This is a genomic window from Pontibacter sp. YIM B11418 (genome assembly GCF_059278805.1).
This window is the reverse complement of sequence record NZ_JCAEMH010000007.1, coordinates 70,913-89,545: the sequence shown is the minus strand read 5'-3', so window position 1 is coordinate 89,545 and position 18,633 is coordinate 70,913. Positions and strand designations below refer to the sequence as shown.

Here is an 18,633-nt window from a genome sequence, read left to right as displayed (position 1 = left end):
TAAGAAGACGCGACACTAACAACAGTGTACCCGGAATAATTTCATTTTTAAAATTAGATTTTCTGAATATAGACGAAGCTATATCTGGTGTTATGCCTGCCAGGTATAGGTGTAAAACTTGGCAGGATTACTGCATTGCAGGACGGAACTAGAATGCGTAAATTAGCCCGATGATATTAAGAGCCGAACATCTATATAAAAAATATAAGTCGCGCATGGTCGTGAACGACGTGAGCGTGGAAGTGAACCAAGGCGAGATTGTGGGTCTGCTGGGGCCGAACGGGGCCGGTAAAACCACTTCGTTTTACATGATCGTGGGACTGGTGAAGCCCAACCAAGGCCGTATTTTCCTCGACAAAGAGGACATAACCGACCTGCCCATGTACCAGCGTGCCAAGCGTGGCGTAGGCTACCTGGCGCAGGAGGCTTCGGTATTCCGGCAGCTGACGGTAGAGGAAAACATCCTGGCCCCGCTCGAGATGACCAACCGCTCCAAGAAAGAGCAACTCGAAAAAGTGGAGGAACTGCTGGAAGAGTTCTCGCTCACGCATGTGCGGAAGAACAAAGGCATCGTGTTGTCAGGTGGTGAGCGCCGCCGTACCGAGATTGCCCGTGCCCTGGCAGTTGATCCTAAATTCGTGCTGCTCGACGAGCCCTTCGCTGGTGTGGATCCGATTGCCGTGGAAGAGATCCAGAGCATCGTGGCCAAGCTCAAGAGCAAAAATATTGGCATCCTGATCACCGACCACAACGTAAACGAAACCCTTTCCATCACCGACCGCGCCTACCTGCTTTTCGAAGGTAAAATCCTGAAGTCTGGCACCGCAGAGGAACTCGCCGCCGACGAACAGGTGCGCCGCGTATACCTGGGCAAGCACTTCGAGTTGAAGAGGAAGGTTTAGGTTAAATTGTTTAATTGCTAAATGGTTGAATTGTTGTTCGGAGAGATAAATGGAAGAGAAAAAATATCTTAAATTGAACGACATTGAAGCCTATAAGATCAGCTTCGCATTAAGTAATCATATCTGGGATCTTGTGATAAACTGGAGCCATTTCCCCAAAACACTGTAGGTCAACAGTATACGACTGCTGCTGATAGTATATCTGCAAATATTGCTGAAGGGTTTGGGAGGTATGGAAAGAAAGATAAAATAAAGTTTTATCGCTATGCGCAGGGCTCTATGTACGAGTCATTTAATTGGACTGAGAAAGCAAGAGTACGTAAACTGATCACAGAAGAGCAATACCTATACATATTAGGCGAGTTGAAGAAGCTGCCAATAGCAGTCAATAGCCTAATAAAATGGACAAACAACAATTTAACCATTTAACAATTTAGCCTTCAACCTTTGGAAATAATAAACTCAATCGTGACGTGGGTGATGAAGAAGCGGATTCATGACATTGATCTGTTTCGGAAGTACCCGCATGAAGTGCAGAACGAGCTGTTTCAGGACCTGATCAGCACGGCGAAGAACACGGAGTTTGGCAAGAAGTATGGCTTCGGCGATATGAAGTCGGTGAAGACGTTTCAGGAGCGGGTGCCGATTGCTGCTTACGAAGACCTGTACCCTTACATTGAGCGGGTGATGAAGGGCGAGCAGAATATCCTGTGGCCAAGCAAGATCGAGTGGTTTGCCAAGTCGTCGGGTACCACCAATGCCCGTAGCAAGTTTATACCTGTCAGCCCGGAGTCGCTGGAGGACTGCCACTACAAGGGCGGCAAGGACATGCTCTCTCTCTACGTTAACAACTACCCTGAGACCAAGCTTTTCACAGGCAAGGGCCTGTCCATTGGCGGCAGCCATCATCCCAATGAGTTCAACGCTAAGACTTCCTGCGGCGACGTGTCGGCAGTAATCATGCAGAACCTGCCTATCTGGGCGGAGGCCATGCGCACACCGCCGCTCAAAGTAGCCCTTATGGACAAATGGGAGGAGAAGATCGAGAAGATGGTAGAGGTGACCGTACCCGAGAACGTGACCAGTCTGAGCGGCGTGCCTACCTGGACTTATGTTCTCCTGAAACGCATTCTGGAAGTGACGGGCAAAAAGAACATCCTGGAGGTATGGCCGAACCTGGAGCTCTTCACGCACGGGGCTGTGGCCTTTGGGCCTTACCGGCAGCTGTTCAGGGATATCATCCCTTCCGACAAGATGCGCTACCTGGAGGTATACAATGCCTCGGAGGGCTTCTTTGGGATACAGGACCAGCGCGATACTGAGGACGAAATGCTCCTGATGCTGGACTACGGCGTATATTACGAGTTCATCCCGATGGATCAGTTTGACGAGGAGAAACCCGAAACCCTCACGCTGGATCAGGTAGAATTGGGTAAAAATTACGCAATCGTGATCTCGACCAACGCCGGCCTGTGGCGCTACAAAATTGGCGATACGGTGCGCTTCACCAACCTCAGTCCATACCGCATCAAGATATCCGGTCGCACGAAGCACTTCATCAACGCTTTTGGCGAAGAAGTGATCGTGGAGAATGCCGAAGCAGCTATTATTAAGGCCTGTGAAGTCACTGGCGCGATCATCTCCAACTTCACGGCCGCACCTGTGTATATGGAGAGCGGCAAGCGTGGCGGGCACGAATGGCTGATTGAGTTTGAGAAAGAACCTGATAGTCTCCCCCGTTTCACCCAGGTACTCGATGAAACTCTGCGCGAAGTGAACTCCGACTACGACGCCAAGCGGCAGAACGACATAGCCCTGCAGGAACCAATCGTGCACGCTGCCCCGAAAGGTACTTTCATGAACTGGCTCAGCAAAAAAGGCAAGCTTGGCGGTCAGCACAAAGTACCGAGGCTGAGCAATTCCAGAGAGTATCTGGAGGAAATCCTAAATTTAGTGGAGAGTTAAAAATTAGAGAGAAGTATTTGAAGCCCCTGCAGGTATAGCTGGAGGGGCTTTTTTATCGCTGATGCAAATTAAAGGATAATACCATTTTCACTTACACCGCTTTTTCTCGATATTTCATGTATAGACTAACTAATTGATTTGTAATAATATGAAGACAAAAGGCCTAGCATCCGGTCGGTATGGGATAGTAAAGCTGGTGTTGCTGGCCGCACTGGGTATGGCGTTTTCATCCTGCGAAAAGGAGGAGGGAGAAGTGATCGTCGATACGGCCATAGAGTTGAGGTTCACAGATGCGGCTGGCAAAGATTTATTGGATCCCGCGACGCCCAGTGCCTTCTCACAGGAAAAAATAGAGCTGTATTACTTAATCGACGGAGAAAGAAAGCTCGCACTGGATGGTAGCTTAGATTATCCGAAGCATTTCGTTGTCTTTAAAGCGGGTACCCAACATGTAATGCGGCTTTTCCCTAACCTCCATGAAGAGAATATGCGAACCCAGACGTACATCAAGCTCAATGAAACAGATACCGATACGATATCCTGTACTTTAAAAAGGTGGGGGAAAGGTAACCAGTCTGTTGCCGTAACCAGGGTATGGTATAACAATGAATTGGTGTGGGACGGAAAAGGGCCAAGGTATATCGAGATAGTGAAGTAGAGCATCGGCTCAACGTGTCATTTTGAGCGGTAGCGAGAAATCTGTGTTGGTCTGCAACAAATCGATTTTTCTGATTTCTCACCAGCATTGGGGAGAACATAAAAAATGCCCGGCAGGTATAAATTGCCGGGCATTTCTGTTTTTGAAGCCTACCGCAGGTATAGCGATCAGCTAAACAAGCCGTAAAGAGTTATAAATACTGCAAAACCCAAGACCAACAGTAGAACCACATTCTAATACACAGGTACCGTCTTGCCTTTCACTTTAGTGTAATCAAAGCCCTGGCCATTCAGCACCATGAACAGAAATAGATTCATAATAGTCAACACTCTGTTGATAGCGTTCCAGGTATTCTTGATTTCTAAAGTCATCGTATAGGTTTATTTTATACTTAAATAGCCAGCTTTCGCATGTTCGTTATGGTCAACACAAGCCCCATGGCGAGCCCGACCAGTGAAAGGATTGAGCCAACAGCGATCAACTCTATCGCACTCCCATTAACAACTTCAAAATCGCTAAATTCTGACAGAACTGCCAAAAAAGCTACGAAGCTAATGGCCGTAGTGAACACGCCCAAGCAGGTTCCTGCTACTTTATTCTGCCATACGGCTTGAATAGTAAGAGCGGCCATTATGCCAAAGGCAACAAAACTGAAGTTCTGTATGGCCAATAAATCTCCGAAGAACCAAAATGCGGCCAATCCAATGAAGTAGGTATAGGGTAGTGCTTTGCCACTTCCATAATAGCGCAATCGGTCGTATCCTTTCATCTGTACTTACTTCAGGTTGATATTTTTTTGACCAGAAAACTAGACAGCATTACTCCAAAAAGCTACTCATAAAGCCGCCTTCCTTCTTCGCATTCTCACCGTGTGGCACCAGGGCCTGGATCAGTTTCTTCACTGGCATGGATTGCAGCCATACCTTGCCGGTACCGCGCAGCGTAGCTAGAAATATACCTTCCCCGCCAAAGATCATGGATTTGAGTCCGCCGGCCTGCTGTATGCTAAAGTCTATACCTAGCTCAAAGGCTACCACACAGCCTGTGTCCACGCGCAGGGTTTCGTTATTGAGTTCTTTCTCTACAATAGTGCCGCCCGCATGCAGAAAAGCCAGTCCGTCGCCGGTGAGCTTCTGCAGGATAAAGCCCTCGCCTCCGAACAGGCCGGAGCCTAGTTTCTGATTGAAGTGCATGGCCAGTTTAGTGCCCAATGCTGCCGCCAGAAAAGCGTCGCGCTGCGCAATAAGTGTGTTGCCGGTGAGCTGCTGCAGGTCGATGGGTAAGATGGTGCCAGGGTAGGGGGCCGAGAAAGCGACCCGGCTCTTGCCATGGCCACGGTGCGTAAAGTGCGTCATAAACAACGACTCGCCCGTGATCAGGCGGCTGCCCATCGAAACCAGTTTGCCCAGAAAGCCCTGGCTGGGGTTGGAGCCGTCACCCATTTTGGTCTGGAAGTCGATGCCCTCTTCCATGTAAACCATGGCGCCAGCTTCGGCAATCACCGTTTCGTTAGGGTCGAGTTCTATTTCGAGTACTTGAATGTCGTTACCGAAAATGCGGAAGTCTATCTCGTGTGCGTTTCTCATAGTTTTTAGGACTTAGTGTTCAGACAGACAAGATAGTAAATTATCTAATCCTCTTCATCGTCTTCGTCCTCATCACTGTGGCCTTTTTTTCGTCGGGCCTTCGGCAGGTCCTTGTCATCCTCGTCATCCGACACAGAACTGGTACCTTTCACGAAATCCTCGTCGGTTTCTTCCACCTCTTCGCCCTCCTCAATATGAAACTCTTCTTCCTCTTTCTTGGCCCGCTCGGCGGCGTCGCGTTTCACGAGTTTTTTGTCTTCCACGTTTTTGTTCAGGAACTCGTTTATCTGGTCAATGGAGTAGTTCGATTTGATTTCGCCCTGCTGGTTTACCTTAATTTCAAAGCCTTCAAGATCTTTGTGTACACGGGTTTTCTTTTTGGAGCTTTTGTTCTCTTTTTTATTCTTAGTCATAGTCTGGTGCTTGTTGTTCTCACTGAAGTATAAGGCGAAACGGCCAAATAGTTTCAGACAGGTATAGCGGGCAGGTATAAAAAAGCGGCTACCCCGTTTCCGGAGTAGCCGCTTTGTCAGGTATAAGGTATAGCCTATGCTGTTGCGTACTGGCTTAGTGCGCTAATAGCAGCGTCTATGCGGTTTGCGGTCTCCTCGCGGCCTATCACCTCGATGATCTGCATCAGGTCAGGACCAGCCTCGGCACCGGTTACAGCTAGGCGAAGTGCCTGCATCACCATGCCGATTTTCATGCCGTGGCGCTCCAGAATGTTTACCAGCAAATCTTTTACTGTGTCAGCATTGAAGTCACTCAGAGAAGAGAGCTCGTTGCGGAAGTCGGTGAAAACGGCCACTGCCTGACTGTTCCACTTCTTGGAAGCTACCTTCTCGCTGTACTCGGTAGGAGCCACAAAGAAGTAAGCCGCCTCGCGCCAGAACTCCTGCGGAAAGCTCACACGCTCCTTCATCAGGCCGGCAATTTTCTCGGCTTTCTCAGGCGAGCACGTAATATTTTGCTCTTCCAGTGCTTTCAGCAGGTAGCCTGCCAATTCAGCGTCTGGCTTGGCGCGCAAATACTGCTCGTTGAACCAACGTGCTTTCTGTATGTCAAATCGGGTACCAGACTTGCCGATACGCTCGATAGAGAATTCATTTGCCAGCTCCTCCATAGAGAAGATTTCCTGCTGCGTGCCCGGGTTCCAGCCCAAAAAGGCAAGGAAGTTAATGAATGCCTCCGGAATGTAGCCTGCCTCGCGGTAGCCGGAGGAAACTTCGCTTGTAAACGGATCTACCCAACGCAGCGGGAATACCGGGAAGCCCAGCTTATCGCCGTCGCGCTTGCTCAGTTTGCCGTTGCCGTCTGGCTTAAGCAAAAGCGGCAAGTGCGCAAACTCCGGCATAGTGTCTTCCCAACCCAGGTAGCGGTATAGCAACACGTGCAGCGGCGCCGATGGCAACCACTCCTCCCCACGGATCACGTGCGTGATTTTCATCAGGTGGTCGTCTACGATGTTTGCCAGGTGGTAAGTCGGCATACCGTCTGACTTCATCAAAACTTTATCGTCGATGGCAGAAGAGTGCACCATTACCCAACCACGGATCAAGTCCTTTAAACGAACCTCTTCCTTGCGCGGCACTTTCAGGCGGATCACGTACGGATCACCAGAGTCCAGACGCTTCTTCACTTCATCTTCCGGCAGCGTGAGCGAGTTTTTCATCGTCATGCGGGTGATGGCGTTGTACTGCGGCGTGGCTACTTTAGCAGCTTTCAGGCGCTCGCGCATTTCGTCCAGCTCCTCAGCCGTATCGAAAGCGTAGTAAGCATGACCGCTCTCGATCAGTTGCATGGCGTACTGCATGTACATTGGCTTGCGCTCCGACTGGCGGTATGGTGCGTAGGGGCCACCGTCCCATGGGCTCTCGTCCAGTTCGATGCCGCACCACTCCAGCGATTCGCGGATGTAATCTTCGGCGCCAGGCACAAAGCGGTTCTGGTCTGTGTCCTCGATGCGCAAAATCATTTTGCCGCCTGTTTTCTTGGCCAGCAAAAAGTTGTAAAGGGCTGTGCGAACACCGCCGATATGGAGAGGCCCTGTCGGGCTCGGGGCAAAGCGTACTCTAACTTCTCTTTCCATGTATGGTTATTTCAAAATGGCATTGCAAATGAAGCCACAAAGGTACAAAATAAATTTTCGTTTCGGTAAGGGTTGCGTGCTGTAAACTATACCTGTACGAGGCGCAGGTATAAACATAACCTTTCATCTGCGTATCAGTTTTAGAATAATATCCCTTACCTCCCCATGCCCCGCAAGACGCTGAAAAAGATATGGTGCCTGCTCCAGGAGGCTGGCCTTGAGTTCATCGAGAACAACTCCTTTCAAAAAGGGGCGGCGCTGGCCTATTATACCATTTTCGCGCTGCCGCCTATTCTGCTGATCATCATCAACGCCACCGGCTATTTTTTTGGGGAACAGGCGGTGTCAGGAGAGGTATACTACCAGATCCGGGAAACGATCGGCTCGGAGGCGGCTTTTGCGGTGCAGCGCATGGTGGAGAGCATCAACGATATCACCTCCTTTAACCTCGCTACCGTCATCATTGTTGTCACGCTTTTTATTGCGGCTACGGGTGTTTTTGTGTCGCTGCAGGATTCGCTCAATGAAGTATGGTATGTGCGGCCCGCCCCCAAACGTGGCTACGTCAAGCTGATCCTCGACCGCTTCCTGTCCTTCGCCATGATTCTGGCCATTGCCATTCTGCTGATCGTGTCGCTGCTGGCCAACACGATTCTGGTCGCTATCGGCGATTTCCTGACGGCCCGACTGGCTGGCTGGATTGTATATGTTATGCGGGGCGTTAACCTGGTGTCGGGCTTTGTGCTGATGACTTTTATGTTCGGCTGCATCTACCGTTTTCTGCCCGATGCCAAGATCAAGTGGCGCGATGTGTGGGTAGGCGCTCTCGTGACGTCGGCGCTCTTTGCGATTGGCCGTGAGATTATCGGGCTATACCTGGGCACCAGCAACATCACCTCCATCTACGGGGCGGCCGGTTCGGTTATCGTGATTTTGTTGTGGGTGTTCTATACCTCCCAGATCATTTTTTTCGGTGCCGTGTTCACGTTCGTCTACTCCCGCAAGTATGGCTTCAACATCTACCCCGCTGAGTATGCCGTGCGCTTCATCCGACAGGAAATAGAAGTAGGCCACACGGCCGTGAACGCCGAGCCAGGTAAGTTCACCAAAGATATTTATGGAGAAGAGGAAGCGAAGGAGGCCGCTAAGTCCGATGAGCATGATAAGTCAGCGGGGGAGGGGATTTGAGGGGAAAGGTCCTTTACAAGCTGTGGGTGAGGTATTAACCGAAAGTGGTGCCTGTAATAAGTTGCACTAAATATTCGGTAAATTATATATAAACACAGTGTTCTTTGTTGGAATACATCAGAATATGTCAATAAATAAGAATAAGGCATTGATTATAAACAATTTGTAATGAATTCCAGAGAAACGTAAAATCCATTATATAGTATAGGCAAATCGGTAAAGTGCAACCACGGCTTTATTGTGGGCACTCCGTACCCAAGGAAGGCTTAGTTGTTTGGCAGAAGTGATTTTTTAAAAGCTTTCAATTAGATACAAATGAATCTGGCATAATAGATTGACACTCAATTTTTAAGTTTAAATTTTCATTGTCAATATGTATAATTAGATTTTTGCTCCAAAACTTATTTTTGATTTTTACATCTTTAAACCGCCAACGTTTTACTGGTTCTTTTTCTACGATTTCAAATATATTTACGCACAAAAAAGAGGCTTCACGAGTGAAAGTGGTATGAGGTTCATCTAGACGATAATGACCAACTCTTACGCCGTTTTCTATTAAGGGTACATTGCGTAATTCTGTTACGTCTCTGTAATAAACCTTTATGTTATTATCAGCCAATTTTTCATATTTATAAATTGTATTTTTATAACCACAAAAAAATCCAGCTAGGCTTCTAAATTCCTCATCAAAATCTTTATTAGGATGATGTGAAAAATATTTTTCTATTAATTCAGTACCGTACATCTTATTACTCGAATACAAGCTCCATTATTTTTCCACAAATGCAGTTATTAATATCATTTTAAAGATTCATTATGTGAATTATAAATTAATTTTGCTTCTTCTAATGTCATGGCTTTTATAATTTCTACCAAAATTCTAATTCATCAACCATAACATTTATACAATGTTGAGAGTTGGTTTTCTTAGATTCTCCAATAATCACATGAAATACCAGATTAACTAATCTGGTATTTTCTAGTTAAAATCTTTATTACATGTTTAGCCTCTTCTCTGGATATTCCAATTGTCCTAAAACGATGAATTATTGTTGTAATATTACCATTCATAAAGTCGTATTCTCCAGTTATACAAACAAAAAGGTTTCCATTTGAATGAGAAATAAACTTTTCATTAGAAAGTCGTGAAAATTCATCCGTTAATTTTTTGAATATTTCACTAGCTGTATGTGTGTCTACCTTTTCTGAACCAGTAATTGTAATTGATAGTTCATCATCATTTTTTGATACATTAATTGCTAATATATATCTAAAATTATTATCTTCTTCCTCATCTAAATCATCCTCAGAATCGTCATTATCATCAAAATTATAGTCATCCTCGTCGTTGTCATATTGATCTTGAAGTTCATAAAAGTCATAAACTGGGCGGCCATTTATTTTAACATCCAATACTTCCATATTGTACGACCCACAATTTTCACAGTGTTTACCTTGTTCTTTCCTTATGCTCTCTAATATTTGAGTCAATTCATACTCATTCTTTTCAATGAACTCATCCATGTTTTCATCATAAACCCCAAGAGAGGAATTCATTGATGCTCCAGTAAAGCAACTTCTACAACCAGAACTATATTCAATAAAATTCATATATTATTTTTTTGATTTATTAAAATTACCACAAATGGTTTTGTACTGCTTAAGTTCAAAGTTCAGTGAGAACATAGGCAGTGCTGAATTGTACTCTGTTATTTCTTTGTGACTTTAAGAGTTAAATTAACAAAAGAGTTCAAAATCAGATTTTATACTAAACAAATGATTTTGTTCTAGAGAAATTATAATAAATCTCCCTTACCTTCAACTTCAATAAGTATCTCCGGATTGTTAAAATGAAAAGAAATCTTCGTTATTTGTTCAGATTCAAAATACCATGCTATCATATATGGTTCGTTTGAAGACAAAAAATTATCATAATCAGTAATCCCAATTATCTCTCTTGCCCAGACCATTCCTGGTGAATCTCCTTTCTGTTCTCTAACAGTTTTCACATGAGCCCATCGGTCTGCCATAGTAAATGAATAATCTAATTTAAATCGTTGTGCTACATAGTCATTTAGTCTGCCGACAACTCCCATTTGAACATCATAATTGTTCTTATTAACCAAAAAGTCTATACTATCTGATTCATCGTAAAGCATTGCAATAGTGTCATCCTCATGGATAGGACCGCCATCTACTTGTTTTCCTCCTTTCCAAACTGTAAAGACTAGGCTTAAATGTAATCGCGGTTTTGTTTAAGCGCATAAATGGTTGAAATCTATCGTAACTCATAGGCATATTCCTTTTCTATAATTTTAAATGTGGTACAACTACTGTATAAACGGAATAAACATCCCATTTTTTGTCGATTTAAAAAGATAGCCATACTTAACTGGATTTACGGATATGCTATATAATAACTAAACTATACCTATAGCCTTATCCCATGAACAAGGCTACAGGTATAGCACTTAAGGTTCATTGCTCCCTACAAAGCAGCAATACAGGAAATCTCCACATTCACATCTTTTGGCAGGCGGCTTACCTCCACTGTCTCGCGGGCAGGAGGGTTGGCGGTGAAGTAGCTGCCGTATACCTCGTTTATTTTGCCGAAGTTGCCTAGGTCTTTCACGAAGATGGAGCATTTGAGTACATTGTCGAAGCCCATACCAGCCTCTTGCAGAATGGCAAACAGGTTCTTCATGACCTGGTGTGTTTCCTCTTCTATGGTGCCGCTTACCAGCTCGCCGGTTTGTGGGTCCAGTGGAATTTGTCCTGAAACATACATGGTGCCGTTGTGAAGCGTTGCCTGGCTGTAAGGCCCTATTGCGGCTGGCGCATTGGTCGAAGTGATGATGCTATGATTCATAGTCTGATTTATTTTAATGTGTATCTTTATGATCAAAAGTACAGAAATATGCACATACTTGTTTTGTCTGGCGATGAAATGGCCGCTGAGTTTCGACAGAAGTTTCCCGAAGGAAGCAACGGCAATACCTATACCTTCCTGCACAGCCGCCACCTGACTGATGAACAGCTGAAGCCTTCCGATATCGTATTTGACTTCCTGCTGCATGAGGAACCCGAGCGCCTGTGCCATTATGCACCAGACCAGGTTGTGTTTTGCCAGGCAGCAACGAAGCAGTTGGCTGCACTCGTGCACGAATCATGCTTAGAGACTACCTGCACACTGTTCGGCTTCAACGGGCTGCCGACCATGCTCAACCGGCCAGTGCTGGAGGTGAGCCTTTACAAACAAAGCGATGCCGAAAAGTTGCACCAGGTCTGTGAGCAGCTCGGAACGGAGTATCAGGTAGTGGATGACCGCGCAGGTATGGCCACGCCGCGCATTCTGTGCATGATCATCAACGAAGCCTGCTATACCTTGCAGGAGGGCACCGCCTCTATCCAGGACATAGACTTAGGTATGAAACTCGGCACTAACTACCCGCACGGACCATTTGAGTGGGCCAACGCCATAGGTATAGCCAATGTCTATAAAGTGCTGGAGGCGATGTACGAAGACACCAAAGAAGAACGCTACAAGATCTGCCCGCTGCTCAGGACGAAGTATCTGAGAGGAGAAAAGTTCGAGCTGTAAATAAAAAGGGGAAGCCAATCAGCTTCCCCTTTTTTATTCTATCTTTTCGTTGGTTACTCAACCGTTACAGACTTTGCCAAATTACGAGGCTGGTCTACGTTACAGCCGCGCATCACTGCAATGTGATACGACAACAGCTGCAGCGGAATAACAGACAACAACGGCACCAGGTGCTCGCTTGTCTCCGGAATCTCGATCACGTGGTCTGCCATGGCAGGTATAGTCGTGTCACCTTCTGTTACAACAGCAATGATCTTTCCTTTGCGAGCCTTCACCTCCTGTATGTTCGACACGATCTTCTCGTAAGAGCTGTCTTTCGTAGCGATCACTACCACCGGCATGTGCTGGTCGATCAACGCGATCGGGCCGTGCTTCATCTCAGCAGCTGGGTAACCCTCGGCGTGTATGTAAGAAATCTCTTTCAGCTTCAGGGCACCTTCCAGTGCAACCGGGAAGTTGTAACCACGTCCCAGGTATAGGAAGTTAGTAGCGTCTTTGTACTGCTCAGAAATTCGGACGATCTGGTCGTTCAGCTCCAGCGCTTTCTCTACTTTGGCCGGAATACTTTCCAGCTCGACCATCAGTTGGCGCAGCTTGGTTGTTTCCAGGGTGCCGCGCTTGCTGCCCAATATCATGGCAATCAGCGAAAGTACCGTTACCTGTGCCGTAAAGGCTTTGGTAGAAGCCACACCAATCTCAGGACCTGCGTGGGTATAAGCACCCGCGTCTGTAGCACGTGCTATAGAAGAGCCTACTACGTTGCAGATACCGAAGATGGTAGCACCCTTTGACTTAGCCAGTTCCAGCGCAGCCAGTGTGTCGGCCGTCTCACCAGACTGCGAGATGGCCACCACAATGTCGCGCTCGCTCAGGATCGGGTTGCGGTAGCGGAACTCAGAAGCGTATTCCACTTCCACAGGGATGCGGGCGAGGTCTTCAATGAGATATTCGGCCACCAAACCGGCGTGCCAGGAAGTGCCGCAAGCCACGATGATAATGCGCTCTGCGTTCACGAATTTGTTTTCGAACTCACGGATGCCGCCCATCATCATATGGTCGCTCTCAGCGATCATTCGTCCGCGCATGCTGTCGAGGATAGAGCGTGGCTGCTCAAAAATTTCCTTCAGCATAAAGTGTGGGTAACCACCTTTCTCGATCGACTCCAGGGCCATTTCAAGGCGCTGTACGTAAGGTGTTTGCACCACGTCCTCTTTGGTACGGATCTCCAACTCACCGTTTTTGATCACCACCAGTTCGTAGTCATTTATATACACTACATCGTTGGTATACTCAATAATCGGGGTAGCATCAGAAGCGAGGAAGTATTCACCTTCGCCTATACCTACCACCAGCGGGCTGCCTTTACGAGCCGCGATGAGTTGGTTCTGATCATCTTTAGAAAGCACTACAATGGCATAAGCACCTACTACTTCGTGCAGGGCTAGGCGCACGGCTTCGGCCAGCGTACAGTTGCTGTTCTGCTTAATGTCTTCGATCAGGTTAATGAAAACCTCCGAGTCTGTTTCAGACTGGAAAGTATGGCCTTTCTCGATCAGGAGCTGCTTCAGGGAAGCATAGTTCTCGATAATGCCGTTGTGGATGATAGCAATGTTCTTGGAGCTAGAGTAGTGCGGGTGTGCATTTACATCGTTAGGCTCGCCGTGGGTAGCCCAGCGGGTGTGGCCCATGCCGATGTGGCCGTGCACATCTTTGTCTGCAATAAACTCTTCAAGGTCGCTTACCTTGCCTTTTCTTTTGAAGATGTTTAAACCTCCGTTCATCAGGGCTATTCCTGCGCTGTCATAGCCTCTGTACTCAAGTCGTTTCAAGCCTTTTAGGACTATAGGGCAAGCTTCTCTGTGCCCTACGTATGCTACAATTCCGCACATATAGTATAAAATTTCATTAAAAAAATAAAGGGTACCTGCAAAGGTACCCTTTTCTATAATATGTATAAAATTTCTAACTAAAATTTAGGACTTCCTACTGCAGCTTAGAATAATATATCAGCAGCCTCACCGGATTTGCCTCATTGTTAGTAACGATGGCGCGGTATGGACGCACCTCAGGGCTTATAGTGGCTGCCCCGTTCGACTGCGATACGGCGCTTACAGCACCCAGCATCAGGCCATCATTTGACTTGATACCCATCATCACGCCCTGCAGGTAGCTGGTTACATTCATGGTATAGTAGTCTACGCCATTTTTGCGGCTGCTGGCTACCAGGGCCGGATAGTTGGTAAACAATGGATTAACACCATCTACCTGTACGGTACGCACGGTGCCGGAAATGTCTTTTAAGAACTCGTTTGCGCTATTAGTTTCATACAAAGCCAATTGCGGTGGTCTCGGCAGGTTGTTGGTCGATGAAGCTGCTTTGACAGGTATGATCAGTTCTGCCCGGTTGATGATCAGGTTACCCGGAAGGTCCTTGAGTTTATCCAGATAAGGGAAAGTGATCTTGCTGAGTAACTGCGTGCCTGCCTGTACATAAGAATCTCCGCCCGTATCGGTGGCAGGTATAAAGCTGCCGTTAGTCTGCAGCGTCGCAACAGCAGTGCCCGTGCGATCAGATGATAACTGCGTGAAGTAATTTCCGGTGCCCATCAAAAAGTTATGCTGCTTGGCCGTGCCTTCCGCCGTTGTATAATGCAATGCCAGGCTGGAGTTGGTGCTGCTCAGGGTCAGGCCCACTACACTTGCATTCGCATCCTCTGGCACTGTCAGCGCAAGTCCTTTGAAGAAGTTCCGGAAGCCAGCCTGGTCGGCTAATCCTGCCTGGCCAGACTGGGCCATAAACTCGTTTGCCAGCTCAGGGCTCAGCTTTATCTTAAGCAGTCTTGTGGTTTTGGTGGTTACATTCTCCTTCTTTTCAGTGTCTATACGAGGCAGAAAAGCCTTCGAACCAATCGGGGTGGCATCATAAGGAAAAGGAGTGGTCGTAAAGTAGGACGTTCTTTCATCAAAAGAGCCGGTCAGGCGGTGCACGTTTACCTGCATTGCTTTCAGGGTGTCCGCATACTTAAACGAATAGTCCAGCGTGAGCACCAGCGAATCTGCTTTGGCGCCCGCGCCAAAGTTGAGGCTGCTGCCGTTAAGGGCTACCTCCGTGATCGTGCTGGCACGCACCTTGCCCAGCACCGGATCAACATACTGCCCCAGCAGAGGCGGCTGTGAGCGGAACGCAGGGATCGAGTCCCCCTGGAAAACGGTTCCGGTCCGGATGGTAAGGGTGTCTGTGAACTCCGTGCCTATCAGGTTTTCGTCCTGAAGTTCGAGTCCGATGTCTTTTGGGTCTTCGCAGGCTGTGAGGGCGGCAAATGAAAAGAAGAAAAGGAATAATCTTCTAGCGGCTGAGTTCATTATATAGGTTGAAGTATGAATCACACAGGTTGTCGTCGGCACTGATGGTATTGATGTTTTTATTTGTCTCAACGAATTCGCTGAACAGGGCATTGATGTTCTCGCTGAAGTTCTCGTTCGTCTTGATCACAGAGTCAGCGTATTCCATGCCCACCTTGATAAAGCTGTCCAGGTCTGCTTCCTGCAATGAGGCCAGCATGCTGTTGTCGATATCAAGCATTTTTACTTTCTCGAGCAGGTCGCCTTCAAACTTGTGCTTGTACTCGTGGTTGTAAACCGTAAAGATAGACTTCGAATCCTTAAAGATCGGGTCTTTTTTGTAAGTAGTTTTCAGGTAAAGCGGAATCAGACCGGTCATCCAGTCGTTGCAATGCACGATGTCCGGCTGCCAGCCCAGTTTTTTCACTGTTTCGAGCACGCCCTTGCAGAAGAAGATGGCACGCTCGTCGTTGTCCTGGTGGAAGTTGTTGTTCTTATCCACAAAAACGGACTTGCGCTGGAAATAGTCTTCGTTATCGATAAAATATACCTGCAGCTTGGCATTCGGAATAGAAGCTACCTTTATAACAAGCGGTTTCTCGTCATCACCGACGGCGATATTGATGCCCGACAGGCGAACTACCTCATGCAAACGGTTTTTACGCTCGTTTATTATACCGAACTTTGGCACGAAGATGCGGATCTCCATACCTCTTTCCTGCATACTCTGCGGCAGCGTGTTCAGAAATTCTGCTACTTTAGTGGTTTGGAGGAAAGGAAGGATTTCGGTGGCGGCGTACAGGATTCGCAATTTAGACATGGGTATGTAATTAAAAAATTAATGAGCAACAGTAATGGGACGTGCAAAATTAGCACTTTTTATTCTAATTTTCAATTTAATGTTCTATAACCTACTTTTGCCGACTTTCAGCAATTGCATCTTTTATACCTATTAATATGGAAGTTATAGAGCGGGTGTCAGCCCTGAGAGCCATTGTGACAGCGCTGCGATGCAGCGGCAAGCGCATTGGTTTTGTGCCTACCATGGGCGCCCTGCACGAAGGGCACCTGCAACTCCTGCGTGCCTCGGCCCGCGAGAATGACATTACGATTTGTAGTGTGTTCGTGAATCCGACTCAATTCAACAACGCCTCTGATTATAAACTATACCCCCGCACGCTCGAGCAGGACATCAGCCTGCTGCAAACCGTCGGCTGCGACTACCTGTTCGCGCCGAGTGCGGAGGAGGTATACCCACAACAGTCGGTGCTGCAGTTTAGTTTCGGTGCGTTGGAAGCCGTGATGGAGGGTGAGCACCGGCCAGGGCACTTCAATGGGGTGGCCATTGTGGTGAGCAAGTTGTTCCATATCGTGCAGCCGCACAAGGCCTATTTCGGGCAGAAGGATCTGCAGCAGGTGGCCATCGTGCGGCAGCTGGTACAGACGCTGAGCTTCGACCTGGAACTGGTGTGCTACCATACCGTGCGCGAGGCCGACGGCCTGGCCATGTCGTCGCGCAATAAGCGGCTAACGGCAACGCAGCGCCAGCACGCCACGCAGCTATATAAGGCCCTGCAGATGGCAGCCGCCGACCTGAAACACAAGGCTATACCTGACATCAAAGCCGAAGTGGCCGCCTACCTGGGCCAGGTAGACGAATTGCAGCTGGAGTACTTCGAGATAGTGGACGCCTATACCTTGCAGCCCGTAACCGATGTGCAGGCGCAGGAAGAAGTAGCCATTTGCATTGCCGCCTTTGTGGGCGAGGTACGCCTTATCGATAACATGATCGTGAATCTAAACGAAATATAGGTTGTTACCACTTATGGGAAGCCTATATGTTGGAAAAACTTACAGCCGACAAAAAAGTGCAGTAACAAGAGGGCACTTGCATCTCACAGTGGCCTCGTGCGCTATATCGCGAAAACTGATTTTAAGTATCAGGTCTATAATAAAAGGAAGAAAAGATGCTTTTAGCTGCATAAGGGAATGCTCATTCTGCATTACATTTTAAGCTTGACTAAATTAAAAAAAACTAGAGAGAAGATACATATCCTCTCTCTAGGCAGTAACAGCTCAATTGTTAATATAAGAAGAGGGCAGCGTGTGAGACGGAGCTGACACAGTATTAAATTACTCTTAAATTATTCAGGAGCAGGAGTTGGATATGTTATAGTCATTGAACAGCAAGAGCTTTCACATTTAAAGTGAATTGTGCCATTAGGTTCAATCGAGCCACCAACTCTGCAATTAGTACAACCATGACAAGATACCGTTGGCCCTGGACCTTCTTCGGAAGCAGTCATTACTGCAGAAGACTCGCCATCAGCTTTTAACGTCCTTGTATTGTTAGAATGTACTTGCAGCTTGTTTGTAGAAAACTCTATTTTACCTTTCCCTATAGCTATATTCTTTACAAATTCGTTGCCTTTAACTTTGTAAGAAACAAATGCAGCAGAGGCTACTTTGGATTCCATATATTTTATATCAACGATTTCAATTGAATCAGTGCTTAAGCCGTTGATCTTAGAGAGCGATTTAAGAATATCCTGCTTGCTTTTAGCAATCCTAAATCCATTTGGAGAAGTAAGATGAAGCTCCGAAGTCTTGCTTTCTATAGAAAGTTGATCAGGCACAAACTCCTCCTCCTCCTTTGTACAGCCTATAAAAACCGCAAGAGTGATGATAAAAAGCGCAAGTAGTGAAAATTTAGGCAATATTTTTTTCATGATTTCTGTTTTTTTAAGTTTTTCATAAAATCACTGTCCTCTTATTTGTTCTTTCTAAGATACGATAATATAATATAAAAGTAATATTATTATGTGCTTTCCCCCAGCCGCTCTTTTACTGTCGTGGCTTGTCCTACTCCAGGACTTTTAAAGGTGATGCATGCGTGCTGGTAGTTTATCTGCAGCTAAATGCATAACTTTGCGCCCTATTACAAAAATAAACCATGTATATTGAGGTTTTAAAATCAAAGATTCACCGTTGCCGAGTAACACAGGCGGAATTACACTATGTAGGGAGCATCACCATTGATGAAGACCTGATGGATGCCGCCAACGTGGTGGAGAACGAGAAAGTGCAGATTGTGAACATCAACAACGGCGAACGCTTCGAGACCTACGTGATCAAAGGCGAGCGCGGCACAGGCACGGTTTGCCTGAACGGACCGGCTGCCCGCAAGGTGCAAGTAGGCGATATCGTGATCGTGATTTCTTACTGCTCCATCAAGTTCGAAGACGCCAAAAGCCACCAGCCAACGCTCGTGTTCCCAGATCAGCATAACCGATTGGTGTAAT

General features: G+C 46.9%; 21 protein-coding genes. 8 read left to right on the top strand and 13 right to left on the bottom strand.

Features of this window, described 5'->3' with window-relative positions:
• The first annotated feature begins 170 nt into the window (after positions 1-170).
• The 4 genes from lptB to AC4QZR_RS17160 all read left to right on the top strand — a co-directional run bounded on the left by lptB (position 171) and on the right by AC4QZR_RS17160 (position 3,525).
• The gene (lptB, locus tag AC4QZR_RS17175) at positions 171-902 is read left to right on the top strand and encodes an LPS export ABC transporter ATP-binding protein (protein WP_253401385.1); all 732 of its coding nucleotides are present in this window, start codon (positions 171-173) and stop codon (positions 900-902) included.
• A 123-nt stretch (positions 903-1,025) separates the two neighbouring features.
• On the top strand, positions 1,026-1,331 hold the full coding sequence (locus AC4QZR_RS17170; RefSeq protein WP_494482162.1) for a four helix bundle protein: 306 nt from the start codon (positions 1,026-1,028) through the stop codon (positions 1,329-1,331).
• A gap of 18 nt (positions 1,332-1,349) precedes the next feature.
• Positions 1,350-2,867 (top strand): GH3 auxin-responsive promoter family protein, encoded by a 1,518-nt coding sequence (locus tag AC4QZR_RS17165; protein WP_494482023.1) that lies wholly within the window; start codon positions 1,350-1,352, stop codon positions 2,865-2,867.
• Between the two features lie 148 nt (positions 2,868-3,015).
• Positions 3,016-3,525 carry a hypothetical protein gene (locus AC4QZR_RS17160; protein ID WP_494482022.1) on the top strand — a complete coding sequence of 170 codons (510 nt, stop codon included), beginning with the start codon at positions 3,016-3,018 and terminating at the stop codon, positions 3,523-3,525.
• 233 nt (positions 3,526-3,758) lie between these two features.
• On the opposite strand, the gene AC4QZR_RS17155 is transcribed toward AC4QZR_RS17160, so the two are convergent.
• From AC4QZR_RS17155 to gltX, 5 genes are all read right to left on the bottom strand, one after another.
• On the bottom strand, positions 3,759-3,896 hold the full coding sequence (locus AC4QZR_RS17155) for a hypothetical protein (RefSeq protein ID WP_494482021.1): 138 nt from the start codon (positions 3,894-3,896) through the stop codon (positions 3,759-3,761).
• A 20-nt stretch (positions 3,897-3,916) separates the two neighbouring features.
• Positions 3,917-4,294 (bottom strand): hypothetical protein, encoded by a 378-nt coding sequence (locus AC4QZR_RS17150; RefSeq protein WP_494482020.1) that lies wholly within the window; start codon positions 4,292-4,294, stop codon positions 3,917-3,919.
• A gap of 49 nt (positions 4,295-4,343) precedes the next feature.
• On the bottom strand, positions 4,344-5,111 hold the full coding sequence (locus tag AC4QZR_RS17145; RefSeq protein WP_494482019.1) for a TIGR00266 family protein: 768 nt from the start codon (positions 5,109-5,111) through the stop codon (positions 4,344-4,346).
• 44 nt (positions 5,112-5,155) lie between these two features.
• Positions 5,156-5,524, bottom strand: a complete 369-nt coding sequence (locus tag AC4QZR_RS17140; RefSeq protein ID WP_494482018.1) for a hypothetical protein — start codon at positions 5,522-5,524, stop codon at positions 5,156-5,158.
• A gap of 134 nt (positions 5,525-5,658) precedes the next feature.
• Positions 5,659-7,200, bottom strand: a complete 1,542-nt coding sequence (gene gltX, locus AC4QZR_RS17135) for a glutamate--tRNA ligase (protein WP_494482017.1) — start codon at positions 7,198-7,200, stop codon at positions 5,659-5,661.
• Between the two features lie 165 nt (positions 7,201-7,365).
• Between gltX and AC4QZR_RS17130 the strand changes: the two genes are divergently transcribed.
• Positions 7,366-8,388, top strand: a complete 1,023-nt coding sequence (locus AC4QZR_RS17130; RefSeq protein WP_494482016.1) for a YihY/virulence factor BrkB family protein — start codon at positions 7,366-7,368, stop codon at positions 8,386-8,388.
• Between the two features lie 301 nt (positions 8,389-8,689).
• Here the strand turns inward: AC4QZR_RS17130 and AC4QZR_RS17125 are convergent, their stop codons facing one another.
• The 4 genes from AC4QZR_RS17125 to AC4QZR_RS17110 all read right to left on the bottom strand — a co-directional run bounded on the left by AC4QZR_RS17125 (position 8,690) and on the right by AC4QZR_RS17110 (position 11,257).
• Positions 8,690-9,133, bottom strand: a complete 444-nt coding sequence (locus AC4QZR_RS17125) for a hypothetical protein (protein ID WP_494482015.1) — start codon at positions 9,131-9,133, stop codon at positions 8,690-8,692.
• A gap of 215 nt (positions 9,134-9,348) precedes the next feature.
• A complete protein-coding gene (locus AC4QZR_RS17120; protein ID WP_494482014.1) occupies positions 9,349-9,999 on the bottom strand; it encodes a hypothetical protein in 651 nt (216 codons plus the stop codon).
• 185 nt (positions 10,000-10,184) lie between these two features.
• Positions 10,185-10,547, bottom strand: coding sequence for a hypothetical protein (locus tag AC4QZR_RS17115; protein WP_494482013.1), 363 nt, complete (start codon positions 10,545-10,547; stop codon positions 10,185-10,187).
• 329 nt (positions 10,548-10,876) lie between these two features.
• Entirely contained in the window at positions 10,877-11,257 is a 381-nt protein-coding gene (locus tag AC4QZR_RS17110; RefSeq protein ID WP_253401368.1) for a RidA family protein, read from the bottom strand.
• Positions 11,258-11,305: 48 nt separating this feature from the next.
• On the opposite strand from AC4QZR_RS17110, the gene AC4QZR_RS17105 reads away from it, so the two are divergent.
• A complete protein-coding gene (locus AC4QZR_RS17105) occupies positions 11,306-11,989 on the top strand; it encodes a 3-hydroxyacyl-CoA dehydrogenase family protein (RefSeq protein WP_494482012.1) in 684 nt (227 codons plus the stop codon).
• A gap of 53 nt (positions 11,990-12,042) precedes the next feature.
• Here AC4QZR_RS17105 and glmS read toward each other — a convergent pair whose 3' ends face one another.
• The 3 genes from glmS to AC4QZR_RS17090 all read right to left on the bottom strand — a co-directional run bounded on the left by glmS (position 12,043) and on the right by AC4QZR_RS17090 (position 16,151).
• Positions 12,043-13,878 (bottom strand): glutamine--fructose-6-phosphate transaminase (isomerizing), encoded by a 1,836-nt coding sequence (glmS, locus tag AC4QZR_RS17100; protein WP_253401364.1) that lies wholly within the window; start codon positions 13,876-13,878, stop codon positions 12,043-12,045.
• Between the two features lie 94 nt (positions 13,879-13,972).
• A complete protein-coding gene (locus AC4QZR_RS17095) occupies positions 13,973-15,352 on the bottom strand; it encodes a DUF4270 domain-containing protein (protein ID WP_494482011.1) in 1,380 nt (459 codons plus the stop codon).
• Positions 15,336-16,151, bottom strand: coding sequence for a glycogen/starch synthase (locus AC4QZR_RS17090; protein ID WP_188500717.1), 816 nt, complete (start codon positions 16,149-16,151; stop codon positions 15,336-15,338). Before AC4QZR_RS17090 ends, AC4QZR_RS17095 begins: the two co-directional genes overlap by 17 nt.
• A gap of 137 nt (positions 16,152-16,288) precedes the next feature.
• Here AC4QZR_RS17090 and panC point away from each other — a divergent pair, with 137 nt between their 5' ends.
• Positions 16,289-17,143: a pantoate--beta-alanine ligase gene (gene panC, locus AC4QZR_RS17085; protein ID WP_253401360.1), complete on the top strand. Its 855-nt coding sequence runs from the start codon at positions 16,289-16,291 to the stop codon at positions 17,141-17,143.
• Positions 17,144-17,475: 332 nt separating this feature from the next.
• Here the strand turns inward: panC and AC4QZR_RS17080 are convergent, their stop codons facing one another.
• The gene (locus AC4QZR_RS17080) at positions 17,476-18,060 is read right to left on the bottom strand and encodes a hypothetical protein (RefSeq protein WP_494482010.1); all 585 of its coding nucleotides are present in this window, start codon (positions 18,058-18,060) and stop codon (positions 17,476-17,478) included.
• 224 nt (positions 18,061-18,284) lie between these two features.
• Between AC4QZR_RS17080 and panD the strand changes: the two genes are divergently transcribed.
• The gene (gene panD, locus AC4QZR_RS17075) at positions 18,285-18,632 is read left to right on the top strand and encodes an aspartate 1-decarboxylase (RefSeq protein WP_116545020.1); all 348 of its coding nucleotides are present in this window, start codon (positions 18,285-18,287) and stop codon (positions 18,630-18,632) included.
• Position 18,633: the final 1 nt, after the last annotated feature.